12 protein-coding genes are annotated in these 19,455 nt (G+C 72.9%); 7 read left to right on the top strand and 5 right to left on the bottom strand.

Translation table 11 applies throughout. The features are described from left to right. Positions 1-415 precede the first annotated feature (415 nt). Positions 416-1,858 (top strand): PP2C family protein-serine/threonine phosphatase, encoded by a 1,443-nt coding sequence (locus tag ACIF80_RS14175; RefSeq protein WP_399803708.1) that lies wholly within the window; start codon positions 416-418, stop codon positions 1,856-1,858. 107 nt (positions 1,859-1,965) lie between these two features. On the opposite strand, the gene ACIF80_RS14170 is transcribed toward ACIF80_RS14175, so the two are convergent. After that, positions 1,966-3,459 (bottom strand): hypothetical protein, encoded by a 1,494-nt coding sequence (locus tag ACIF80_RS14170; protein WP_399803706.1) that lies wholly within the window; start codon positions 3,457-3,459, stop codon positions 1,966-1,968. Between the two features lie 234 nt (positions 3,460-3,693). Here ACIF80_RS14170 and ACIF80_RS14165 point away from each other — a divergent pair, with 234 nt between their 5' ends. Continuing rightward, on the top strand, positions 3,694-4,833 hold the full coding sequence (locus tag ACIF80_RS14165; protein WP_399803703.1) for an aminoglycoside phosphotransferase family protein: 1,140 nt from the start codon (positions 3,694-3,696) through the stop codon (positions 4,831-4,833). A 419-nt stretch (positions 4,834-5,252) separates the two neighbouring features. Then, positions 5,253-7,241 carry an N-acetylmuramoyl-L-alanine amidase gene (locus ACIF80_RS14160; protein ID WP_399803700.1) on the top strand — a complete coding sequence of 663 codons (1,989 nt, stop codon included), beginning with the start codon at positions 5,253-5,255 and terminating at the stop codon, positions 7,239-7,241. Positions 7,242-7,320: 79 nt separating this feature from the next. On the opposite strand, the gene ACIF80_RS14155 is transcribed toward ACIF80_RS14160, so the two are convergent. From ACIF80_RS14155 to ACIF80_RS14145, 3 genes are all read right to left on the bottom strand, one after another. Further along, positions 7,321-7,818, bottom strand: a complete 498-nt coding sequence (locus ACIF80_RS14155; protein ID WP_055574914.1) for a hypothetical protein — start codon at positions 7,816-7,818, stop codon at positions 7,321-7,323. Between the two features lie 153 nt (positions 7,819-7,971). Beyond that, positions 7,972-8,895, bottom strand: a complete 924-nt coding sequence (locus tag ACIF80_RS14150) for a universal stress protein (RefSeq protein WP_399803697.1) — start codon at positions 8,893-8,895, stop codon at positions 7,972-7,974. A gap of 198 nt (positions 8,896-9,093) precedes the next feature. Beyond that, positions 9,094-9,336: a DUF397 domain-containing protein gene (locus ACIF80_RS14145; RefSeq protein ID WP_042172421.1), complete on the bottom strand. Its 243-nt coding sequence runs from the start codon at positions 9,334-9,336 to the stop codon at positions 9,094-9,096. A gap of 388 nt (positions 9,337-9,724) precedes the next feature. Here ACIF80_RS14145 and ACIF80_RS14140 point away from each other — a divergent pair, with 388 nt between their 5' ends. Further along, positions 9,725-11,569, top strand: coding sequence for a sulfatase (locus ACIF80_RS14140; RefSeq protein WP_399803693.1), 1,845 nt, complete (start codon positions 9,725-9,727; stop codon positions 11,567-11,569). A 207-nt stretch (positions 11,570-11,776) separates the two neighbouring features. After that, positions 11,777-13,072: a phenylacetate--CoA ligase PaaK gene (paaK, locus tag ACIF80_RS14135; RefSeq protein WP_399803985.1), complete on the top strand. Its 1,296-nt coding sequence runs from the start codon at positions 11,777-11,779 to the stop codon at positions 13,070-13,072. Positions 13,073-13,106: 34 nt separating this feature from the next. On the opposite strand, the gene ACIF80_RS14130 is transcribed toward paaK, so the two are convergent. Beyond that, positions 13,107-14,603: an acyl-CoA synthetase gene (locus ACIF80_RS14130; RefSeq protein WP_399803690.1), complete on the bottom strand. Its 1,497-nt coding sequence runs from the start codon at positions 14,601-14,603 to the stop codon at positions 13,107-13,109. 153 nt (positions 14,604-14,756) lie between these two features. Between ACIF80_RS14130 and ACIF80_RS14125 the strand changes: the two genes are divergently transcribed. Together ACIF80_RS14125 and ACIF80_RS14120 are read left to right on the top strand one after the other, a co-directional pair. Next, the gene (locus tag ACIF80_RS14125; protein WP_399803686.1) at positions 14,757-17,240 is read left to right on the top strand and encodes a penicillin acylase family protein; all 2,484 of its coding nucleotides are present in this window, start codon (positions 14,757-14,759) and stop codon (positions 17,238-17,240) included. A 391-nt stretch (positions 17,241-17,631) separates the two neighbouring features. Next, positions 17,632-19,440 carry a serine hydrolase gene (locus ACIF80_RS14120; RefSeq protein ID WP_399803683.1) on the top strand — a complete coding sequence of 603 codons (1,809 nt, stop codon included), beginning with the start codon at positions 17,632-17,634 and terminating at the stop codon, positions 19,438-19,440. Positions 19,441-19,455 lie beyond the last annotated feature (15 nt).

Here is a 19,455-nt window from a genome sequence, read left to right as displayed (position 1 = left end):
CTCGGGGTGCCTGCCCCCGGGGGGGGGGGGCCCCCCCGGGGGGCCCCCCCCCCCCCCCCGCGCGGCGGCCCCCCCCCCCCCCCGGGGGCCCCCCCCCCCCCCCGGCCCCCCCCCCCCGGGACGAGGACGGTACGGATCGCTTCCGCGAACGAACACCCCTTCGTCGAACATGTGCGCGTGCAGCCGATGCCGACCGGAGCCTTCATCAAGTCACTTGCGCCCCAAGGGATTTGGCCTGTCAGGTCGGCACCCGGCACATACCCTTGAGTAACTCCGCGAAGACCGTGGCATATGCCATGAGCATGACCTTAAGGTGTCTCGCCGAATCCCTTACAGGGCGTGGCGGGCTGTGCAACAGTCGTAACGGTCCCTCCGTCCGACCCTGGCCCGAACCGTCCCACACTCGGAGTGCGTCATGCCGCCCCACCTCTCCGCGGACCGCTCGACAGCCCAGCCGCCAGGACGCGGCCCGGTCGACGCGCTCATCTCGCAGACCCGGCGGCTCAAGGGCGACGTGGACGCCGTACGGCGCGGCACCCCGGCGGACACCTCGGACCCGCGGGACCGCTGGCAGCGCGCACTGTACGACCTGGCACTGCACCAGCTCAACGACCTGGACGAGCACCTGGCCCAGCTGCGGGACGGTCCACTGCCCGTACCCGCGCCGGCCGTTCCTGCGGGGCCGGCCGGGTCCGCGCCCACCACGCAGGCCGCGCCGGGGCAGGGCCCCCTGCTCGGCCGGGTCGGCAGTGCCGAGTGGAACCTGCTGACGGACGAGGCCAGTTGGTCCGGGGAGCTGTACCGCATCCTGGACCGCGACCCGGCCGCACCGCCGCTCACCCTCGACGAGCTGCCGTCGCTGGTGCACGACGAGGACCGGCCGAGGCTCACGGCGATGGTCACGGGCTGTCTCGTCGACGCCCGGCCCATCGACGGCGAGTTCCGGCTGATACGCCCGGACGGCAGCGTCCGGACCGTGCACATGATGGGCGAACCGGTCCTCGGGACCGACGGCAGCACCGCCTCGATGTGGGCCGTGCTGCGGGACGTCAGCGAACTGCGCCGGTGCCGACGGGCGGTCGGCGAGACCCGTGACTCGCTGCGCCACCGGGAACAGGACGCGGCGCGGACCGAACACCGGCTCGCGGTCGAGCTGCAGGAAGCCGTGCTGCCGGCGTGGCGCGGCTCCCTGCGGCTCCCGCGAAGGGGGCCCCGGACCCTGGACGTCGCCGCCCGGCACCTCCCGTCGGCGACGGGCGCGGCGACCGGCGGGGAGTGGTACGACGCCCTCGAACTGTCCGACGGCGCCACCCTGCTCAGTGTCGGCGAGCTGACCGGGCAGGGCGTCGGCGTGGCCTCGGGCATGGCGATGCTGATCGGCGCCATGCGGGGCATGGCGATGTCCGGCACCGAGCCCGGACCCCTGATGGCCTGCCTCAACCGGTTACTGGACGCCACCGGGCAGCCCGCCCTCGGCAGCGGCCTCTGCCTGCGCTACCGGCCCGAGACGGGCTCCCTGGTGTGGGCGCAGGCCGGGCACCCCGTCCCCCTGCTGTTCCGCGGCGGGACGGGGCACGCACTGGACGCCCCGGACGGCGTCCTGCTGGGCACCGCCCCGGCTTCCTCCTACGGGCAGGCCGAGGAGACCCTCGAGGCCGGCGACCTGCTGCTGCTGCACACCGACGGGCTGGTGCCCGGACGGACCGGGGCCGCATCCGTCCGCCGACTGGCCGGCCTGGCCCCGCGGTTCGCGCAAAGCCGTACCGCGCAGGAATGTCTGCTGGCCGTCCTGCGGGAGTTCGGTGACAGGGAACGCGAGGACGACGCCTGCGTGCTCGTCGCCCGGGTGGCCTCGTAGGGCTCCCGAGCCACTGATCCGGCGCCGGCGGCCCCGTACGAGAGGCACGACGGGCCTCGCGAGGAAGCGCCCTCGCTCCCCCGGCGTTTCCGTGCTCCCCGGCCCCGCTACGCCCGGGCGCTGTCCCCCTTGCCCCTGGGCCTGGGCAGGGCCGCCCTGATCTCCTCCCGCAGTTCCTGGATCCTGGGATACGAGGAGTACTCGGCGGTGAGCCGGTACATCTCGCGCAGCCGGTCCCAGGTGCGGCGGGAGGAGTTGGAGCCCATCGACATCAGCGCGAGACGCGCGTACCGGTCGGCCTGTTCCGGGTCGTCGGCGATGAAGCAGGCGGAGGCCATGGAGAGATGGTCGAAGATCTTCGACCGCTCCCGGCCGTCGACGCGCAGGGACAGCGCCTTCTCCGCGTAGTGCTGGGCGTGCACCGCCGCGTCGGGCTCGAACTCGGCCAGCGTGCGGTAGGCCAGGGCGTGCATGCCGTACAGGTCCTCGTCCTTGAAGGTCTGCATCCAGTCCGGCGGCTCCTGGTCCGGTCCCCGGTCGGAGACGAACAGGTCCTCGGCCCGGCCCAGGGTGCGGCGCATCGCCTGTCCCTTGCCCATGGACGCCTGTGCCCAGGCCTCAATGGTGTGGAACATCGCGCGGGTGCGCGGCAGGGCCTCCTCGCCCGAGCCCGAGTGGGCGAGTTTCAGCAGGTCCATGGCCTCGTCGGGCCGGCCCAGGTGGACCATCTGGCGGGCCGCGCGGGACAGCGCCTCCCCCGCGCGCGGCCGGTCGCCGCCCTCCCGGGCGGCGTGCGCGGCGATGACGAAGTACTTCTGCGCGGTGGGTTCCAGGCCGACGTCGTGCGACATCCACCCGGCGAGGACGGCGAGGTTGGCGGCGACGCCCCACAGGCGCCGCTGGAGATGGGGCGGGTGGTGGTAGGTGAGCATGCCGCCCACCTCGTTGAGCTGGCCGACCACCGCCTTGCGCTGGAGGCCGCCGCCCCGGGCGGCGTCCCAGGCGCGGAACACCTCCACGGAGCGCTCGAGTTCCTCGATCTCCTGGGACCCGATGGGGGCGGCCTCGTACCGGTCGAACCCGGCGGAGTCGGCGTGCGTCGGATGGTCGGGTCGGGAAGTGTCGGTGGTCAGGGCGGGATCCGTGTGCAGCCAGTCGTGCATGGCGCCGGTGAGTGCGGATCCCGCGGCGAGCGCGGCGCCCGCGCCCACCAAGCCGCGTCGGTTGAGCATGAGGTCCATTCCCGTGAATTCGGTGAGGACCTCGGCTGTCCGCTCGGGCGCCCACGGCACTCCGTCGGGATGTTCCGTATTCCCGCCGCTCCGCCGTTTCCCCGTACGCCCGTGCCGGACCAGACCGAGATCCTCGATGGTCACGACACGGCCGAGACGCTCGGTGAACAGGACCGCCAGCACCCGCGGGACGGGATCGCGCGGGATCTCTCCCATGTCGATCCAGCGCCGCACCCGGGAGGTGTCGGTCGCCAGCTGGGGGTGGCCCATGGCCGCCGCCTGCCGGTTGACCAGCCTCGCGAGTTCGCCCTTGGACCAGCCGGCCAGGCCGAACAGGTCCGAGAGCCGGGTGTTGGGTTGTCCGCTCACATCAAGCCCCCAGGTTCTCGGCTGAGTTGACAGTAGCCGGGTGAAAGATGCCGGGCGACTATTCGCCAGGGTTCGCCAGGGTGCGCCAGATGGTGTGCCAGGGGTCATCGGGTGTCGAGTAGGAATGCGCCACCACGACCCGGTCCCGGCCGGGGCATTCCCCAGGGTGCGCCTGGGCGACCGGGCCGTGTGGTGCGCTGACGTCACAGGCACACGAAGGGATCTGTATCACCCATGTACGCAGCATCGTCCTCCGTGTCCGCCCCGCCCCGGCCGCTCCGTCCGCGTCCGGCGGACAGCGGCCCCTACCTCGCCCCCGCTCGCCAGGCGGCTCCCGTGCTCGGCGCGGGCAAGGCACGGCGCGCTCCGGGTTCCGGCCCCCAGCAGCTGAGCGGCCGGCTCGACCTGTCCGGTCCCCAGGGCGCCCAGTTGCGCTCGGCGATCGCGTCGGTGCACCGCATCTGTCCGGAGTTCGCGCCGGTGCAGGTGCTGCGCCGCAACGGCCGGTCCGTTCTCCTGGTCGGTACGACCGGCCGGAGCACCACAGTGGCCAAGTGCTTAACGGATCACTCGCCCGCCTGGTCCGAGCGGTTCCGGCACGAGATAGCGGTCTACCGCTCGTTCGTCCGGCACCGCCCGCCCGTGCGGGCTCCCCGGCTGATCGCGGCGGACCCGGACAACTGCACCCTGGTGATCGAGCGGATGCCCGGCCGGGTGGCGGCCCTGCAGCGGCATCCGGTGGAGGCACCACCGCGGGCGGACATCAGGGCCGCGCTCGGCGCGATCTGCCGGCTGAACGCATGGCGTCCGCCCGCCGGTACGTTCGACGCCCCGCTGGACTACGCGGCGCGGCTCGCCCGCTATCACGAGCTGGGTCTGCTCACCGACCGGGACATGGACGATCTGCAGAAGCTGCTGCACGGCATCGCGCACGCGGCAGGGCGTCACGGCATGGGCCAGTTCTGTCACGGCGACGCGCTGCTCTCCAACATCCTGATCTCACCGGCCGGTCCAGTGCTGGTGGACTGGGAGCACGCGGGCTGGTACCTGCCGGGCTACGACCTGGCGACGCTGTGGGCGGTCCTCGGGGACGCGCCGGCGGCGCGGCGGCAGATCAGCCAGATCGCGCAGTCGGCGGGCCATGCCTCACGCGACGCGTTCCTGGTGAACCTGATGCTGGTGCTGACGCGTGAGATCCGTACCTACGAGACGGCCGTGCAGCGTTCGATGCACGACACGCCCCCGGTGGCGCCGAACGCGGCCCGGCCGGGCGCGCTGCCGTCCGGCGAGGAGCAGCGGCTGCTGCTGCGGCGGCTGCACGACGACTGCCAGCTGGCCCGCAAGGCCGTGCGCGCGGCGGTCGGTACGCGCTGACCCCACGAGGACGTGGGGGGGGCCCCCGGGGCCCCCCCGGGGGGGGGGGCCCGGGGGGGGGGGGCGGCCCCCCCGGGGGGGGGGCCGCCCCCCCCCCCCCCCCCGGCGGGGGGGCCCCCCCCCCCCCCCCCCCCCCCCACGTCCCGGTGCGGTCCCCACGGGGCTCGGCACGGGGCTGGCACGTTCCCGGAATTTCACGGCCGGTTCCCGGCGCCATCGGTGTACGCCATTGACGTACCGCAGGTCTCCGGGCCGCCGCCACGAAAGTTCCGCAGCCCTCGGATGACAGGGGAATCGCACCTCTCCTGGGCATGATTGACGGATCATCGGCCAGCCGGTAGCACAGACGCACCGCAGGCCCCCTGTACGGCCCTGTGGCTCGTACGGACCGTCCCGCCCGATCGTCCCAGGAGACCGCGTTGCGAGGATCCCCCACCCGACCCGGCCGTGCGCCGGTCGCCGGTGCCCGCCCTGCCCGCCGTACGGCCGGTGCCCTGGCCGCGGCGGCGCTCACCCTGCCGCTGCTCGGCGCGGCCCCGTCCGCTGCCCCGCCGGATGCCGCCCCGTCCGACGGACCCCTGCTGCAGAAAGCTTTCGGCGCCGCAGCCGCCGCGTACGAGGTGCCCCGGAGCGTGCTGCTGGGCGTCTCCTACCTCCAGTCCCGCTGGGACACGCACGACGGCGCGCCGAGTGTGACCGGCGGCTACGGCCCGATGCACCTCACGGACGCCCGCACCGCGCTGGCGGTGACGTCGCATCACGACGAGGGGACGGAGGATCCCCGGGGCGACGACGCCCGGCCTCCGCTGCGTCCAGAGGCCCGCTCGCCGCGCGCCGGGTCCTTCCCGGACCGGCTGGCCACCCTGCCGAGGGCGGCCGGGCTGACCGGGCTGAGCGCCGAGCGGCTGCGCGACGACCCGGCCGCGAACGTGGCGGGCGGCGCCGCGCTGCTGGCCGAGGCCCAGCGGGAGCTCGGCGGGGCTCCGAGCGAGGACCCGGCGGACTGGTACGGCGCGGTGGCCCGCTTCTCCGGTGCGGACGACACCGCGTCGGCCGCGGCGTACGCGGACGAGGTCTACGAGGTGATCCGCGCCGGCGCGCACCGGGTCACGGACACGGGAGAGCCGGTGACCCTGGCCGCCCGTCCGGAACTCGTCCCGGACCGGTCGGCGCTGCCCGGCACCGGCCCGCGGGCCGTGTCCACCGGCTCCGCCACCACCCCGGAGTGTCCCGCGACGGTGTCCTGCGAGTGGATCCCGGCGCCGTACGAGGAGTTCGGGGACGGCGACTACGGCAACCACGACCTGGCGGACCGCCCTGCCTCGCAGCCGATCCGGTACATCGTCGTTCATGACACCGAGGGCGCCTGGGAGGGTGTTCTCGACATGGTGCAGGACCCCACCTATGTGTCGTGGCACTACAGTCTGCGCTCGACCGACGGTCACATCGCCCAGCATGTGAAGGCGAAGGACGTGGCCTGGCACGCGGGCAACTGGTACGTCAACGCCGGGTCGATCGGGCTGGAGCACGAGGGCTTCCTGACGGAACCGGACGCCTGGTACACCGAGGCGATGTACCGTTCCTCGGCCCGTCTGGTGCGGTATCTCGCCGAGAAGCACGACATCCCTCTGGACCGGCAGCACATCCTCGGCCACGACACCGTGCCGGGTACGACCGCGGCGACCGTGCCCGGCATGCACACGGACCCCGGCCCCTACTGGGACTGGGCGCACTACTTCGAGCTGCTGGGCAGCCCGTTCGAGGCCACGGCCGGGAAGAACGGCGGCCTGGTGACGATCCGCCCCGACTACGCCACCCACGGCCCGGTGTTCACGGGCTGCGGGACCGCGGGCGAGCCGTGCGCGGTGCACGGGTCCAGTGCGGTACGGCTGTACTCCGACCATGACGAGAAGTCCGCCCTGATCAGGGACATCGGCCTGGGTTCGGACCCGACGACCGGGGTGAACGACCTGTCCTCACGGGTGTCGACCGGGCAGCAGTACGCGGTTGCCGACCGGTGGGGCGACTGGACCGCGATCTGGTACCTGGGGCAGAAGGCCTGGTTCAGGAACCCGAAGGGGCAGCCCACCGCGGTGCCCGCCGCGGGCCGGGTGGTGACCCCGAGGAAGGGCCTGGACTCCGTGCCGGTGTACGGGCGCGCCTACCCGGAGAAGGCCGCCTACCCGGAGGGTGTGCCCGCACAGGACGTGTCCCCGCTGCCGTACACGCTGCTGAAGGGCCAGCGGTACGTCACCGGCGGCAAGGTGCCCGGTGAGTACCTGTACGCGGTGACCTTCGACCGGTCCTCGCACCAGGTGGTCCGGGGCAAGGAGCTGTACTACCAGATCCAGTTCGGCCACCGGGTCGCGTTCGTGCGGGCGGCGGACGTGACGGTGAGAACGGTGTAGCGGCGGCCGTCCCCGGCGCTCGGTTGGCCCTGCTTCCCGGCCCTGGTTCCCGGTCGGGGGCGGGGCCGGTCCGGGCCGGTCAGCCCTGCTGGAACAGTTCGGCGGGCAGCGGCTTGAGGAGGGTGTACAGGTCGTCGGTGATGGGGCGGTCCCAGGCGGCGATGGTGACCAGCACGTTGTCGCTGCGGTCGAACTGCACGCAGGAGATCCGGCTCTCGGAGAGCTTCACCCGGCGCACGATGAGCAGGTTGTCGCCCTGCATCACGGGCACGTCCTCGGTGCCGACGACGGTCACCTCCTCGTCGTTCTCCAGCGCCAGCAGCAGCTGTCCGACCTCGAAGGGGACCTCGCCCTCGGGGACCTCGCGGGCCGGGGAGCCCTCCGGCAGATTGCCGATGATCATTGCGGGGCCGCGGCCGCCGAACAGGTCGTAGCGCAGGAAGACGCCCTGGCAGGTGCCGTCGGGGGCGGGCAGCAGCCCGGCGCCCAGATTCCCGGGCCAGTCGCCCGGGTCCATGGCCAGGACGTCGAAGTCGGGTCCGGCGGGAGTGGCGCTGCGGCGGCGGAGGAACGACATGCCGCCATGGTACGTGCCCGGGCCCGCGAGCGGACGGCCGGGCGATACCCACCACGCCCACCCGGCCCGCCGTTGTCGCCGGTCCTGCGGACAGTGCTCGGGGACGGCCCCGTGGACGGCCAGGTGAAGGACCCGCAGCTTTGTTTTGGGAGGCTACTCCTCCGGCAACGCCGGCGGGACCACGGCGACCGGGCTCGCCGCGTGGAGCAGGACGGCCTGGGTGACGGAGCCCATCATGCGGGCCGGTGCCAGCAGGCGTCGCCGGTGGCGTCCCACGACGACCAGCCCGGCGTCCTCGGAGGCCGCGACCAGGTGCCCGGCGGCGTCTCCGGGCAGCACCCGGATCTCGGCGGTGACCTCGGGGTGCCGTGTGCGGTGCGGGGTGAGGAAGCCGTCGGCGAGGACGCGGGTCTCGTGCTCGACGGCGCTCTGGTCGATCTGCGGCGCGGGCATCTCACCCGGCAGCATCCAGGTCTGCGGGGGCCACGGATAGGCGGCCAGGACGCGGAGTCCGGCGCCGCGCAGGGCGGCCTCGCGGAAGGCGAAGGCGAGAGTGGCCTCGTCGGGGCCGTCGACGTTCACGCCGACGACGATCCCGGGATCTTCCCCGGCGCCCTCTGCGGACCCGGCGCCCTCTGCGGGCGTGCCGGTGTCCCGGCCGGGCCGGGGGACCACGACGACGGGGCATTCGGCATCCCGGGCCGCGGCAAGGGAGTTGGAGCCGAGCAGCAGGCTGGTGAAACCGCCGCGGCCTCGGGAGCCGAGCACCAGCAGCTGTGCCGTGGCCCCCAGTTCGGGCAGGACGGCGCCGGGAGCGCCGTCCAGGGCGACGAAGTCGACGGCGGGGAGGCCGGTTTGGCCCTCCAGCCGGGCACGGACCGGACCGAGGACCGGATCGTCCTCGGCTGTGGGGAGTCCGGCGGGCGCCGCGTCGGGCCGCCCCCAGAGGGCGTACTGACGTACGTGTGCCACCCTCAGGGGGGCCTCGCGCCGGTGCGCGGCGTCGAGGGCCCATTCCAGTGCGCGCAGACTGTCGTCCGAACCGTCGACCGCCGCGACGACCGGCTGAGTGCTCATGGGGTTCCTCACTTCCGGACTACGGCGCTCACTTTCCGGGGCGGCCCGGCTCGGGCCCGGTCCTGGTCCTGGTCCTGGTCCCGGAAGAGTCTCCCTGGTCGTGTGTCCAGAAGATCGGCGGCGACACCTGCCCGGCGGCCCTTCCGCTCACCGGCCGGCAGGCCCCGGAGCGTGCGCCCCGGGGCATACGCGCCCTGCTCACGTCAGGTCGAACTCCCCCTCACGGGCTCCGGACACGAAGGCGCCCCATTCGGCCGGGGTGAAGATCAGGGAAGGGCTCTGAGGACGCCCACTGTTGCGCATGGCGATGAAGCCCTCCACGAAGGCGATCTGTACGTCCCCCAGGCCTCGGCTGCTGGACTGCCACTGGGCGTTGCTCAGGTCCAGGTCGGGCTTGTCCCAGCCGGTGAGCGGTCGCTGCTGGGTGGTGCTTTCGGCCACGTCCGTGCTCCTCCCGATGTCCGTCGTCCGCGGCCAGCCTAGCGATCGGTTCCGGCCGCCGACAGGTCATGCCGGGAGTGCCTTTCCACAGGGACGGCACGGGTGTTCTGCGCGGGTTCGGCACGGATGCGGTGCGGACGGGGGCAGGCGGCGGGGCGGGGGCGGCCGGAGCGAGGCACGGGTGACGCGCGCCGGGACCGCCGGTGTCCTGCCGGCGGACTCCTGTTGGCGTACTCCTGCCGGCGGGTTCCGAAGCACGGGGTTGGGACCGCGGACTTCGGACCGCGCGATTGAACGCGGGACGACGTGCGAACGTACTGGTGGTGGCAGGCCCGTGCACGGGCCCGATGTGTCATGCCCTCGTAGTACCGCACGGAAGGACCCCCGGGTGCAGCTCTTCACACGCTCCCGTCAGCTGTCGGACCCCACCGAGAGCGGAGCGGACCCGGACGACGGCCCGGCCGGCACCACTGACCACCCCACTGCCCCCGCCGAGACGCCCGAGCCCCGCGAGGAGGCCTCCGAGGGCCCGGCGCCCACCCGACTGGACCGCTGGCGGCAGCGCCACCCCCGCGCCGCCCGTGGTGTCACCGCAGGGACGACCGTCCTGGCCGGGGTGCTGCTGCTGTTCGCGCTCCTCGTGCCGAACCGCGTGGAGCGGCTCTCGCTCGAGGCGTTCCTCCGCATCCCGGCCGAGGGCGTCCTGCTGGTGACGCTGCTGCTCGCGCTGCCGCCGAGGCCCCGGCGGATCACGGCGGTGGTCTCGGGCGTCCTGCTCGGTCTGCTCACCGTCCTGAAGATGGTGGACATGGGGTTCTACCAGGTGCTGGCCCGGCCGTTCGACCTGGTGCTCGACTGGATCCTGTTCGACGACGCGGCCGAGTTCGTCCGGGAGTCGTTCGGCCGGGGCGGGCAGATCCTCGCCGTGATCGGTGTGATCGTCCTGTTCGCCGCCCTGCTGGTGCTGATGACGCTGGCGGCGGTGCGGATCACGAACCTGATGGTCCGCCACCGTCCGGCCGCCGTCCGTACCACCCTGGTCCTCGGCGTCGTGTGGATCACCTGCGTCACCCTGGGCGTGCAGATCACCGGTGTCCCGCTCGCCACCAAGGGCACCGCGGAGATGCTGGGCAACCGCGTGGAGCAGGTGCACGCAGGGCTCAAGGACGCACGGGTCTTCGAGCAGCAGGCCGCCGTCGACGCCTTCGCCGGCACTCCGCCGGACCAGTTGTTCACCGGGCTGCGCGGCAAGGACGTCCTGTTCACCTTCATCGAGAGCTACGGCCGGGTCGCGATCGACGATCCGGCGATGGCGGAGCCGATCGACGCGGTACTGGAGGAGGGCACCGGCACCCTGAAGGCCGCCGGTTTCGAGTCGCGCAGCGGCTGGCTCAGGTCGCCGGTGACGGGCGCGGGCAGCTGGCTCGCCCACTCCACCTTCCTGTCCGGCCTGTGGATCAAGAACCAGCAGCGCTACCGCAGCCTCACCACCAGCGACCGCATGACCCTCACCAACTACTTCCGCAAGACCGGCGACTGGCGCACCGTCGGCATCGTGCCCGGGGTGCGGCGGGCCTGGCCGGAGGGCAAGTACTTCGGCCTGGACCACATCTACGACTCCGAGCACCTCGGCTACCGGGGCCCGTACTTCAGCTGGACGCCGGTGCCCGACCAGTTCACCATGGAGGCCTTCGAGCGTCTGGAGCACGGCAGGGAGGACCGCGAGCCGATCATGGCGGAGATCATCCTCGCCTCCAGCCACAACCCGTGGTCCCCCAACGCCCGCATGATCGACTGGGACGACCTCGGCGACGGCTCCGTGTTCCACGAGATCAAGAAGGAGGGCACCGACCCCGCGGAGGTCTGGCAGGACCCGGAGAAGGTACGCACCGAGTACCGCAAGTCCATCGAGTACTCGCTGCGCAGCCTGACCGAGTGGATGGAGCGGTACGGCGACGAGGACACGGTCCTGGTCTTCCTCGGCGACCACCAGCCCGTCCCGACCGTCACCGCCGGCAGCACCAACAAGGACGTGCCGATCACGATCGTCGCCCGCGACGAGAAGGTCCTCGGCCAGGTGGCGGACTGGAACTGGACCGACGGCCTCAAGCCCGCGCCCGACGCCCCGCGCTGGGGCATGGACGAGTTCCGCGACCGCTTCATGACCGCGTACGGGCCGCCGGGAGGAAAGCGCGACGGCGGGAGCGGCGGCGCGTCCGGCACGACCGGCTGACCGCAGATCTCCCGGCCCCGCCCCCGCTCCCTCTCTTCCCTCTCCCCCGCTCACGGCACCTCCCGACGCGCGGAAGAAGTGTGCCCCGGGCCTTGCCTTGGGCGGGGCCGGGCTGGATTACTGATGCCTGCGGAAGCGACCGAATGATCGGTCGCCCGCATTGGCACGATTGATGCGATGGTGACGATGAGCGAGGGGAAGTTCCTGATGGCCCAGGCGGTGGACCTGCTCGACTCGGCGGAACGGCTCGGCGTGGAGGAGCTGCGGGCACTCCAGCTGGAGCGGCTGCGGTCCTCGCTGCGGCACGCCTACGACCATGTGCCGTTCTACCGGGCCTCCTTCGACGCGGCAGGCGTCCACCCGGACGACTGCCGCTCCCTCGCCGACCTGTCCCGGTTCCCGTTCACCACCAAGGCGGACCTGCGGGAGAACTACCCGTACGGGATGTTCGCCGTGCCGCGCGACCGGATCCGCCGCCTGCACGCCTCCAGCGGGACCACCGGGCGTCCCACGGTCGTCGGTTACACCGAGGGCGACCTGTCCATGTGGGCGGACATGGTGGCCCGTTCGATCCGCGCGGCGGGCGGGCGGCCCGGGGACACGGTGCACGTGGCCTACGGCTACGGCCTGTTCACCGGCGGCCTGGGTGCCCACTACGGCGCCGAGCGGCTCGGCTGTACGGTGATCCCCGCCTCCGGCGGCATGACGGCCCGGCAGGTGCAGCTGATCCAGGACCTGAAGCCCGCGGTGATCATGGTGACGCCGTCCTACATGCTCACCCTGCTGGACGAGTTCGAGCGGCAGGGCGTCGATCCGCGCGGCACCTCCCTGCGCGTGGGCATCTTCGGCGCCGAGCCCTGGACGGAGCGGATGCGGCAGGAGATCGAGGAGCGGTTCGCGATCGACGCGGTCGACATATACGGGCTGTCGGAGGTCATCGGGCCGGGTGTCGCGCAGGAGTGCGTGGAGACCAAGGACGGGCTGCACATCTGGGAGGACCACTTCCTCCCCGAGGTCGTCGATCCGCTCACCGGCGAGGTGCTGCCGGAGGGCGAGCGGGGCGAGCTGGTCTTCACCTCGCTCACCAAGGAGGCGATGCCCGTCGTCCGGTACCGGACGCGGGACCTGACCCGGCTGCTGCCGGGGACGGCCCGGACGTTCCGGCGGATGGAGAAGGTCACCGGCCGCAGCGACGACATGGTGATCCTGCGCGGGGTGAACCTCTTCCCCACCCAGATCGAGGAGATCGTGCTGCGCACACCGGGCGTGGCGCCTCACTTCCAGCTCCGGCTCACCCGGGAGGGCCGTATGGACTCCCTCACGGTGCGCGCCGAGGCCCGGCCGGACGCGGACGCCGCCACCCGCGCGGCGGCGGCCCGGTCCGTCGAGGCGGCCGTGAAGGACGGCATCGGGGTGTCGGTCGGGGTCGAGATCGTCGACCCGGAGACGCTGGAGCGGTCGGTGGGCAAGATCCGGAGGATCGTGGATCTGCGTCCGCGCTGAGCCGCGCCCGCCCGTGCCGGGTCGGGCACCGCGCTCACCCGGTGAAGCGGTCGCGCAGCTCCCGTTTGAGGATCTTCCCGCTGGCGTTGCGCGGCAGCTCGTCCACGAACAGCACCCTCTTCGGCGCCTTGAAGGAGGAGAGCCGCTCGCGCGCGTGCGCGATCAGCTCCTCCTCCGTCGCCTCGCCGCGCGCGACGACGACCGCCGTGACGGCCTCCACCCAGCGGTCGTCGGGAAGGCCGATCACGGCCGCCTCGGCGACCGCCTCGTGCGTGTACAGCGCGTCCTCGACCTGCCGCGAGGCGACCAGGACGCCGCCGGAGTTGATGACGTCCTTGACCCGGTCGACGATCGTGAAGTAGCCGTGGGCGTCCCGCACCGCGAGGTCCCCGGAGTGGAACCAGCCGTCGCGGAAGGCCTCGGCGGTCTCCTCGGGCTTGTCCCAGTACCCCTCGCACAGCTGCGGCGACCGGTAGACGATCTCGCCGGGCGTCCCGTCGGGTACGTCCTTGCCGTCCTCGTCGACCACCCGCGCGTCCACGAACAGCACGGGCCGCCCGCAGGAGTCCATGCGTCCCTTGTGCTCGTCGGGGGCGAGGACGGTCGCCAGCGGGCCGATCTCGCTCTGCCCGAAGCAGTTGTAGACGGCCAGGTCCGGCAGCCGCCGGGTCAGCCGCTCCAGGACCGGCACCGGCATGATCGACGCCCCGTAGTACGCCTTGCGCAGTCCGCTCAGGTTCCGGGTCGCGAAGTCGGCGCGGTGGGACAGGCCGATCCAGACCGTGGGCGGGGCGAACAGGCTGTCCGCACGGCCCGCCTCGATCAGGTCGAAGATCCGGTCGCCGTCGGGCGCGTCGAGAATGACGTTGGTCGCGCCGACCGCGAGGTAGGGCAGCAGGAAGACGTGCATCTGCGCCGAGTGGTAGAGCGGCAGCGCGTGCACGGGGAGGTCGCCCGCCTGGAGGTCGAGGGCGGTGATGGCGCTCAGGTACTCGTGCACCAGGGCGCGGTGGGTCATCATCGCGCCCTTGGGCCGGGCGGTGGTGCCCGAGGTGTAGAGCAGCTGCACCAGGTCCTCGGAGCGCGGCTCGGTACCGTCGTGGGCGGGCGCCTCGGCCAGCAGGTCGAGCAGTGAGCCGTCGGCGTCGCGCAGGGGCAGTGTCCGTACGCCGTCCGGGAGCCGCCCGGCGAGGTCGGGGTCGGTGAGGACCAGGCCGCTGCCGGACTGGCCGACGAGGTAGGCGAGGTCGTCGCCGGTCAGGTTCTGGTTGACCGGTACGTGCACCAGGCCCGCGCGGGCGCAGGCGAGGAAGCCGATCAGGTAGGCGTCGGAGTTGTGGCCGTAGGCGCCGACCCGGTCGCCGGGCGACAGTCCCGCGCCGAGCAGGACGCTCGCCGCGCGGGAGACGGCGGTGTCGAGCGCGTCGTACGTCCAGGTGCGGTCGCCGTACTCGACGGCGACGCGCGCCGGGGTGCGGCGGGCGCTGCGTCGCAGGAGTCCGTCAACCGTGCTGGCGTGTCCGGGCGTCATGGAAGACGATCCTCGGTTCACCGGCCGGGGAGGTCAAGACACCGGGCCGGTCGGCACCAGGCCGCGCGGACGGTCCGGCCCACGCCCCGGACCGGTGAGGATGTCCGCTGTTACCCTCAACCACCCCTTCCCCCAGTGATGTCGGGAGGCACGATGCGCTTACGTCCGAGACGGTCGGCCGTCGCGGCGGTGACCCTGTTGACCATGGGCGCCACGCTGCCGGCCGTTGCCGCCGAGCAACCGGACCGTCAGGAACATCCGTCCCACCGCGGTCTGTCCGCCGTGGTCCGTTACACCGAGCACGGCATTCCGCACATCGTCGCGAAGGACTACGCGAACCTGGGCTTCGGCAACGGCTGGGCTCAGGCCGCCGACCAGGTGTGCACCCTGGCCGACGGCTTCGTGACGGTCCGCGGCGACCGCTCGCGGTTCTTCGGGCCGGACGCCGCACCCGACCAGTCGCTGTCCTCGGCCGGCACGAACCTCTCCAGCGACCTGTACTTCCGGGGCGTGCGGGAGGCCGGCACGGTGGAGAAGCTGCTCGCGCGGCCCGTACCGAGCGGTCCGAGCCGTTCGGTGAAGGAGCTGATGCGGGGCTTCGCGGCCGGGTACAACGCGTGGCTGAAGCAGAACCGGATCACCGACCCGTCCTGCCGGAACGCCGACTGGGTGCGGCCGGTGACCACGCTGGACGTGGCGGCGCGCGGATTCGCGATCGCGGTGCTGGGCGGACAGGGCCGGACCGTGGACGCCATCACGGCCGCCCGGCCGCCGGCTTCGGCCGGGCCGGGCGCGGCGGAGGATCCGGACTCCTCGGCATCGCCGGGATCCGCCGGTTCCTCGGAGGCCGGGGACGCGGCGGGGACGGCTGCGTCGCCCCCGCCCGAGGAGGCCGCGCGTGCCGCTCGTGAGCTGTTCGCCGCCGACAGGGCCGGCATGGGCTCCAACGCGGTCGCCTTCAGCGGCGGGACCACGGCGAACGGGCGCGGCCTGCTGCTCGGCAACCCGCACTATCCCTGGCAGGGCGGCCGCCGGTTCTGGCAGTCGCAGCAGACCATTCCCGGTGAGCTGAACGTGGCGGGCGGTTCCCTTCTCGGCACGGTGGCGGTGTCCATAGGACACAACGCGCACATGGCCTGGAGCCACACCGTCGCCACCGGTGTCACGCTCAACCTCCACCAGCTGACGCTCGACCCGGCCGATCCGACGGTCTATCTGGTCGACGGCGAGCGGGAACGGATGCGGAAACGTACCGTCACCGTGCCGGTGGCGGACGGCGCTCCGGTGACCCGCAGTCAGTGGTGGACCCGCTACGGTCCCGTCGTCACCTCGCTCGGTGCCTCGCTCCCCCTGCCCTGGACGGGCGGCACGGCCTACGCGCTGAACGATCCCAACGCCGCCAACCTGCGTGCCTCCGACACCGGGCTGGGCTTCAGCAGGGCCCGCGGCACCCGTGACGTCCTCGACACGCTGCGGCGCACCCAGGGGCTGCCTTGGGTCAACACGATCGCCGCCGACTCCCGGGGCCACAGTCTGTTCACCCAGTCACAGGTGCTCCCCCGGATCACCGACGATCTCGCGCAGCGCTGTTCGACGGCGCTCGGCCGGGTCACCTACCCCTCGTCGGGGCTCGCGGTCCTGGACGGTTCCCGCGGGGACTGCGCCCTCGGCCGCGACCGTGACGCCGTGCAGCCGGGCATCTTCGGCCAGTCCCGGATGCCCACCCTGAAGGACGCGCCGTACGCGGAGAACTCCAACGACAGCGCGTGGCTGTCCAACGCCGACCGGCCGCTGACCGGCTACGAGCGGGTCTTCGGCACGATCGGCACGCAGCGGTCGATGCGCACCCGGGGCGCCGTCGAGGACGTCGCGGCGATGGCGGAGCGGGGCGGCCTGACCGTACGGGACCTCGAACGGCAGCAGTTCGCCAACCGGGTGCCCGCGGCCGCTCTCGCCGGGGACGACGTGGCGAAGGCCTGCGCCGCGCTGCCGGGCGGCACCGCGCGGGGCACGGACGGCAGGGAGGTGGACGTACGGGAGTCGTGTGCCGTGCTCGCCGGGTGGGACCGCACCATGGACACCGGCAGCCGGGGCGCACTGCTCTTCGACCGGTTCTGGCGGAGGCTCACGGCGGCGGGTCCGGGGACGCAGTTGTGGAAGGTGCCGTTCTCGGCCGCCGATCCGGTCCGTACCCCGCGCGGTCTCGACACCTCCGTTCCGGCCTTCACCACGGCCCTCGCGGACACCGTCACCGAGCTGCGGGCGGCGGGGATCGCGCTCGGCTCCCGGCTCGGCGAGCACCAGTTCGTGGAGCGGGGCGGCAAGCGGATCGCCGTGCCCGGCGGTACGGAGTCGCTGGGCGTCTGGAACAAGGTCGAGGCCCGGTGGGACCCGGCCCGCGGGTACACGGAGGTGTCGACCGGGACCAGCTACGTCCAGGCCGTCGGCTGGGACGGCAGCGGGTGCCCGGTGGCTCGGACGCTGCTGGCGTACTCCCAGTCGTCGAACCCGAACTCGCCGTACTTCAGCGACCAGACACGGCTGTTCTCCGGTGAGCGGTGGGTGACGTCCCGTTTCTGCGAGAAGGACATCCGGTCCTCGCCGGAGCTGAAGGTGGTCCGCGTGCGCGAGCGTTGAGCGCGGTCGTGTGAGGCGCCGCGGGGTGAGGCCCGCAGGTGTGCGTGCAGGCGATGAGTGAGGTCGCACGGGCCCGTCCGGTGGTGAGCGGTCGTCGCACCGGACGGGTCCTGCCCTCCCCTTGGGCGCCGGCCCCGAACACGGCGGCCGCCTGCCGCCCGCCGCCGATGCCTCCGGCACAGAGCGCGGGCGGGGGCGTGACGGCGTCGACGCCCTCGCGGGTGAGATCCGGGCAGGACGGTCTCCCCGGTGCGGCCACCGGCCCGGCCGGTGGCCACGCACGCCCCATTGACACATCCCGCACCTGACAGGAAAGTTTCACCCCGCAAGGCGATCCCCGAAAGAATCTTTCAGGCCGCCGGCCGCGGCCACGACACGGGAGGAACCCTCCATGGTGGACGAAGAGCCGAGTGGCATCACGCGTCGTCGACTCGGCGGACGCGCACTGGCCTTGGGCGGCGCCCTGGCCTTCGCCTCCCTCCCGGCCGGGCCGGTCTCGGCGGCTTCGGCGGAATCGGCTGAGGCAGGCGGTGGACACCCGACCCTGCGGCGTGGGCCGGCCCGGCGGGCCGGACTGCTCGCGGGCCACCTGGACCAACTCGTCACCGACGCCGAGGCGTTCCTCGGCCCGTCGCCCGAACACCCCTGGTACGCGGGGGCCGTGCTCCTCGCCGGGCGCGGCGGCACCGTGGCCCTGCACCGGCCCCTCGGCATGGCGGTGCGCTACCAGGCCTACGACGAGAAGACCGACACCGGCGTCGAGTTCCCGGCGGACCGGCAGATCCCCATGACCGAGGACACCGTCTTCGACCTGGCCTCGGTGTCGAAGCTGTTCACCTCCGTCCTCGCGGTGCAGCAGATCGAGCGGGGCACGCTGGAGCTGGAGGCGACCGTCGCCTCGTACCTGCCGGACTTCGGCCGTGCCGGCAAGGCGGACATGACGCTTCGTCACCTGCTCACACACACTTCGGGGTTCCGCGCCTGGATTCCGCTCTACAAGGCGCCCACGTACGAGGAGCGTGTCCGGCTCGTCCTCGACGAGGCACCCGTCAGCGCGCCCGGAACGGCGTATCTGTACTCGGACCTGAACCTGATCTCGCTCCAGCTGGTGCTCGAGAAGGTCACCGGCCGCCCCCTGGACGTCCTCCTGCGGGACGAGATCACCGGACCCCTGGGCATGGACCGCACCCGCTACAACCCGCCCGCCTCCTGGAAACCGGGGATCGCCGCCACCGAGGACGCCCGCCTGCCCTGGTCCGGCCTCGACCGGGGCCTGGTGTGGGGCGAGGTGCACGACGAGAACGCCTACAGCCTGGGCGGGGTCGCGGGCCACGCGGGGGTGTTCTCCTGCGCCTGGGATCTGGCGGTCCTCGGGCGGACCCTGCTCAACGGCGGTGGCTACGGCCGGGCGCGCATCCTCAGACCGGAGTCGGTGGAGCTGATGTTCACCGACTTCAACACCGGTTTTCCCGGGGACGAGCACGGCCTGGGCTTCGAGCTCCACCAGCACTGGTACATGGGGGCGATGGCCACCCCGCGCACGGCGGGCCACACCGGGTTCACCGGCACTTCGCTGGTGCTCGACCCGACGACCGACTCGTTCCTCGTCGTCCTGGGCAACTCGGTTCACCCGGTGCGCAGCTGGCGCTCCGGATCGGCTCCCCGGGTCGCCGCCGCGAACCAACTGGCCCGCGCGGTCCCGGTCCGGCCGGCACCGGGGCGGGGCGGACGGGACGGACGGACGTCCTGGTTCTCCGGAATGGCCGGTTCGACGACGGCGACGCTCACGCTGCCCGTGCTGGACACATCGTCCGGCGGGGCGCGGCTGCGCTGTGCCCTGTGGTGGGACACCGAGCCGCACGCCGACCTCCTCACCCTGGAGGCCACGACCGACGGTGGCACCGCCTGGCAGCCGGTGCCGTTCGTCACCGAGCGCCGGGGCGAGGCACCGGAGCAGCATGCGGCGGGCACCGCGACGGGCTGGTCGGGCCGTGTCTGGCACGGGCTCACCTCCGGCCTGCCCGCCGCGCGGAGCCTCACCCTGCGCTGGCGGTACGCGACGGACCGGCTGTACGTGGGGCGCGGTGTCTACGTCGACGGGATGCGCGTCCAGGCCGACGGCCGCGTCCTGTTCGACGAGGCCCGTCCGGCGGACGCCGCGCGCGTCGAGGCGACGGGATGGACCCGGTCCGCCGACTGAACCGGGCAGGTCCGG

Source organism: Streptomyces sp. NPDC085927, assembly GCF_044540975.1.
Classification (GTDB): Bacteria; Actinomycetota; Actinomycetes; order Streptomycetales; family Streptomycetaceae; genus Streptomyces; species Streptomyces hirsutus.
Note: the sequence above shows the minus strand (reverse complement) of the source record. Positions and strands in the feature narration are given on the sequence as shown.

What these genes read in the sequence shown, in the direction of transcription:
- ACIF80_RS14175 (WP_399803708.1), top strand. Translation starts at nt 416, where the DNA reads ATGCCGCCCCACCTCTCCGCGGACCGCTCGACAGCCCAGCCGCCAGGA.
- ACIF80_RS14165 (WP_399803703.1), top strand. Translation starts at nt 3,694, where the DNA reads ATGTACGCAGCATCGTCCTCCGTGTCCGCCCCGCCCCGGCCGCTCCGT.
- ACIF80_RS14155 (WP_055574914.1), bottom strand. Translation starts at nt 7,818, where the DNA reads ATGTCGTTCCTCCGCCGCCGCAGCGCCACTCCCGCCGGACCCGACTTC.
- ACIF80_RS14150 (WP_399803697.1), bottom strand. Translation starts at nt 8,895, where the DNA reads ATGAGCACTCAGCCGGTCGTCGCGGCGGTCGACGGTTCGGACGACAGT.
- paaK (WP_399803985.1), top strand. Translation starts at nt 11,777, where the DNA reads ATGGCCCAGGCGGTGGACCTGCTCGACTCGGCGGAACGGCTCGGCGTG.
- ACIF80_RS14130 (WP_399803690.1), bottom strand. Translation starts at nt 14,603, where the DNA reads ATGACGCCCGGACACGCCAGCACGGTTGACGGACTCCTGCGACGCAGC.
- ACIF80_RS14125 (WP_399803686.1), top strand. Translation starts at nt 14,757, where the DNA reads ATGCGCTTACGTCCGAGACGGTCGGCCGTCGCGGCGGTGACCCTGTTG.
- ACIF80_RS14120 (WP_399803683.1), top strand. Translation starts at nt 17,632, where the DNA reads ATGGTGGACGAAGAGCCGAGTGGCATCACGCGTCGTCGACTCGGCGGA.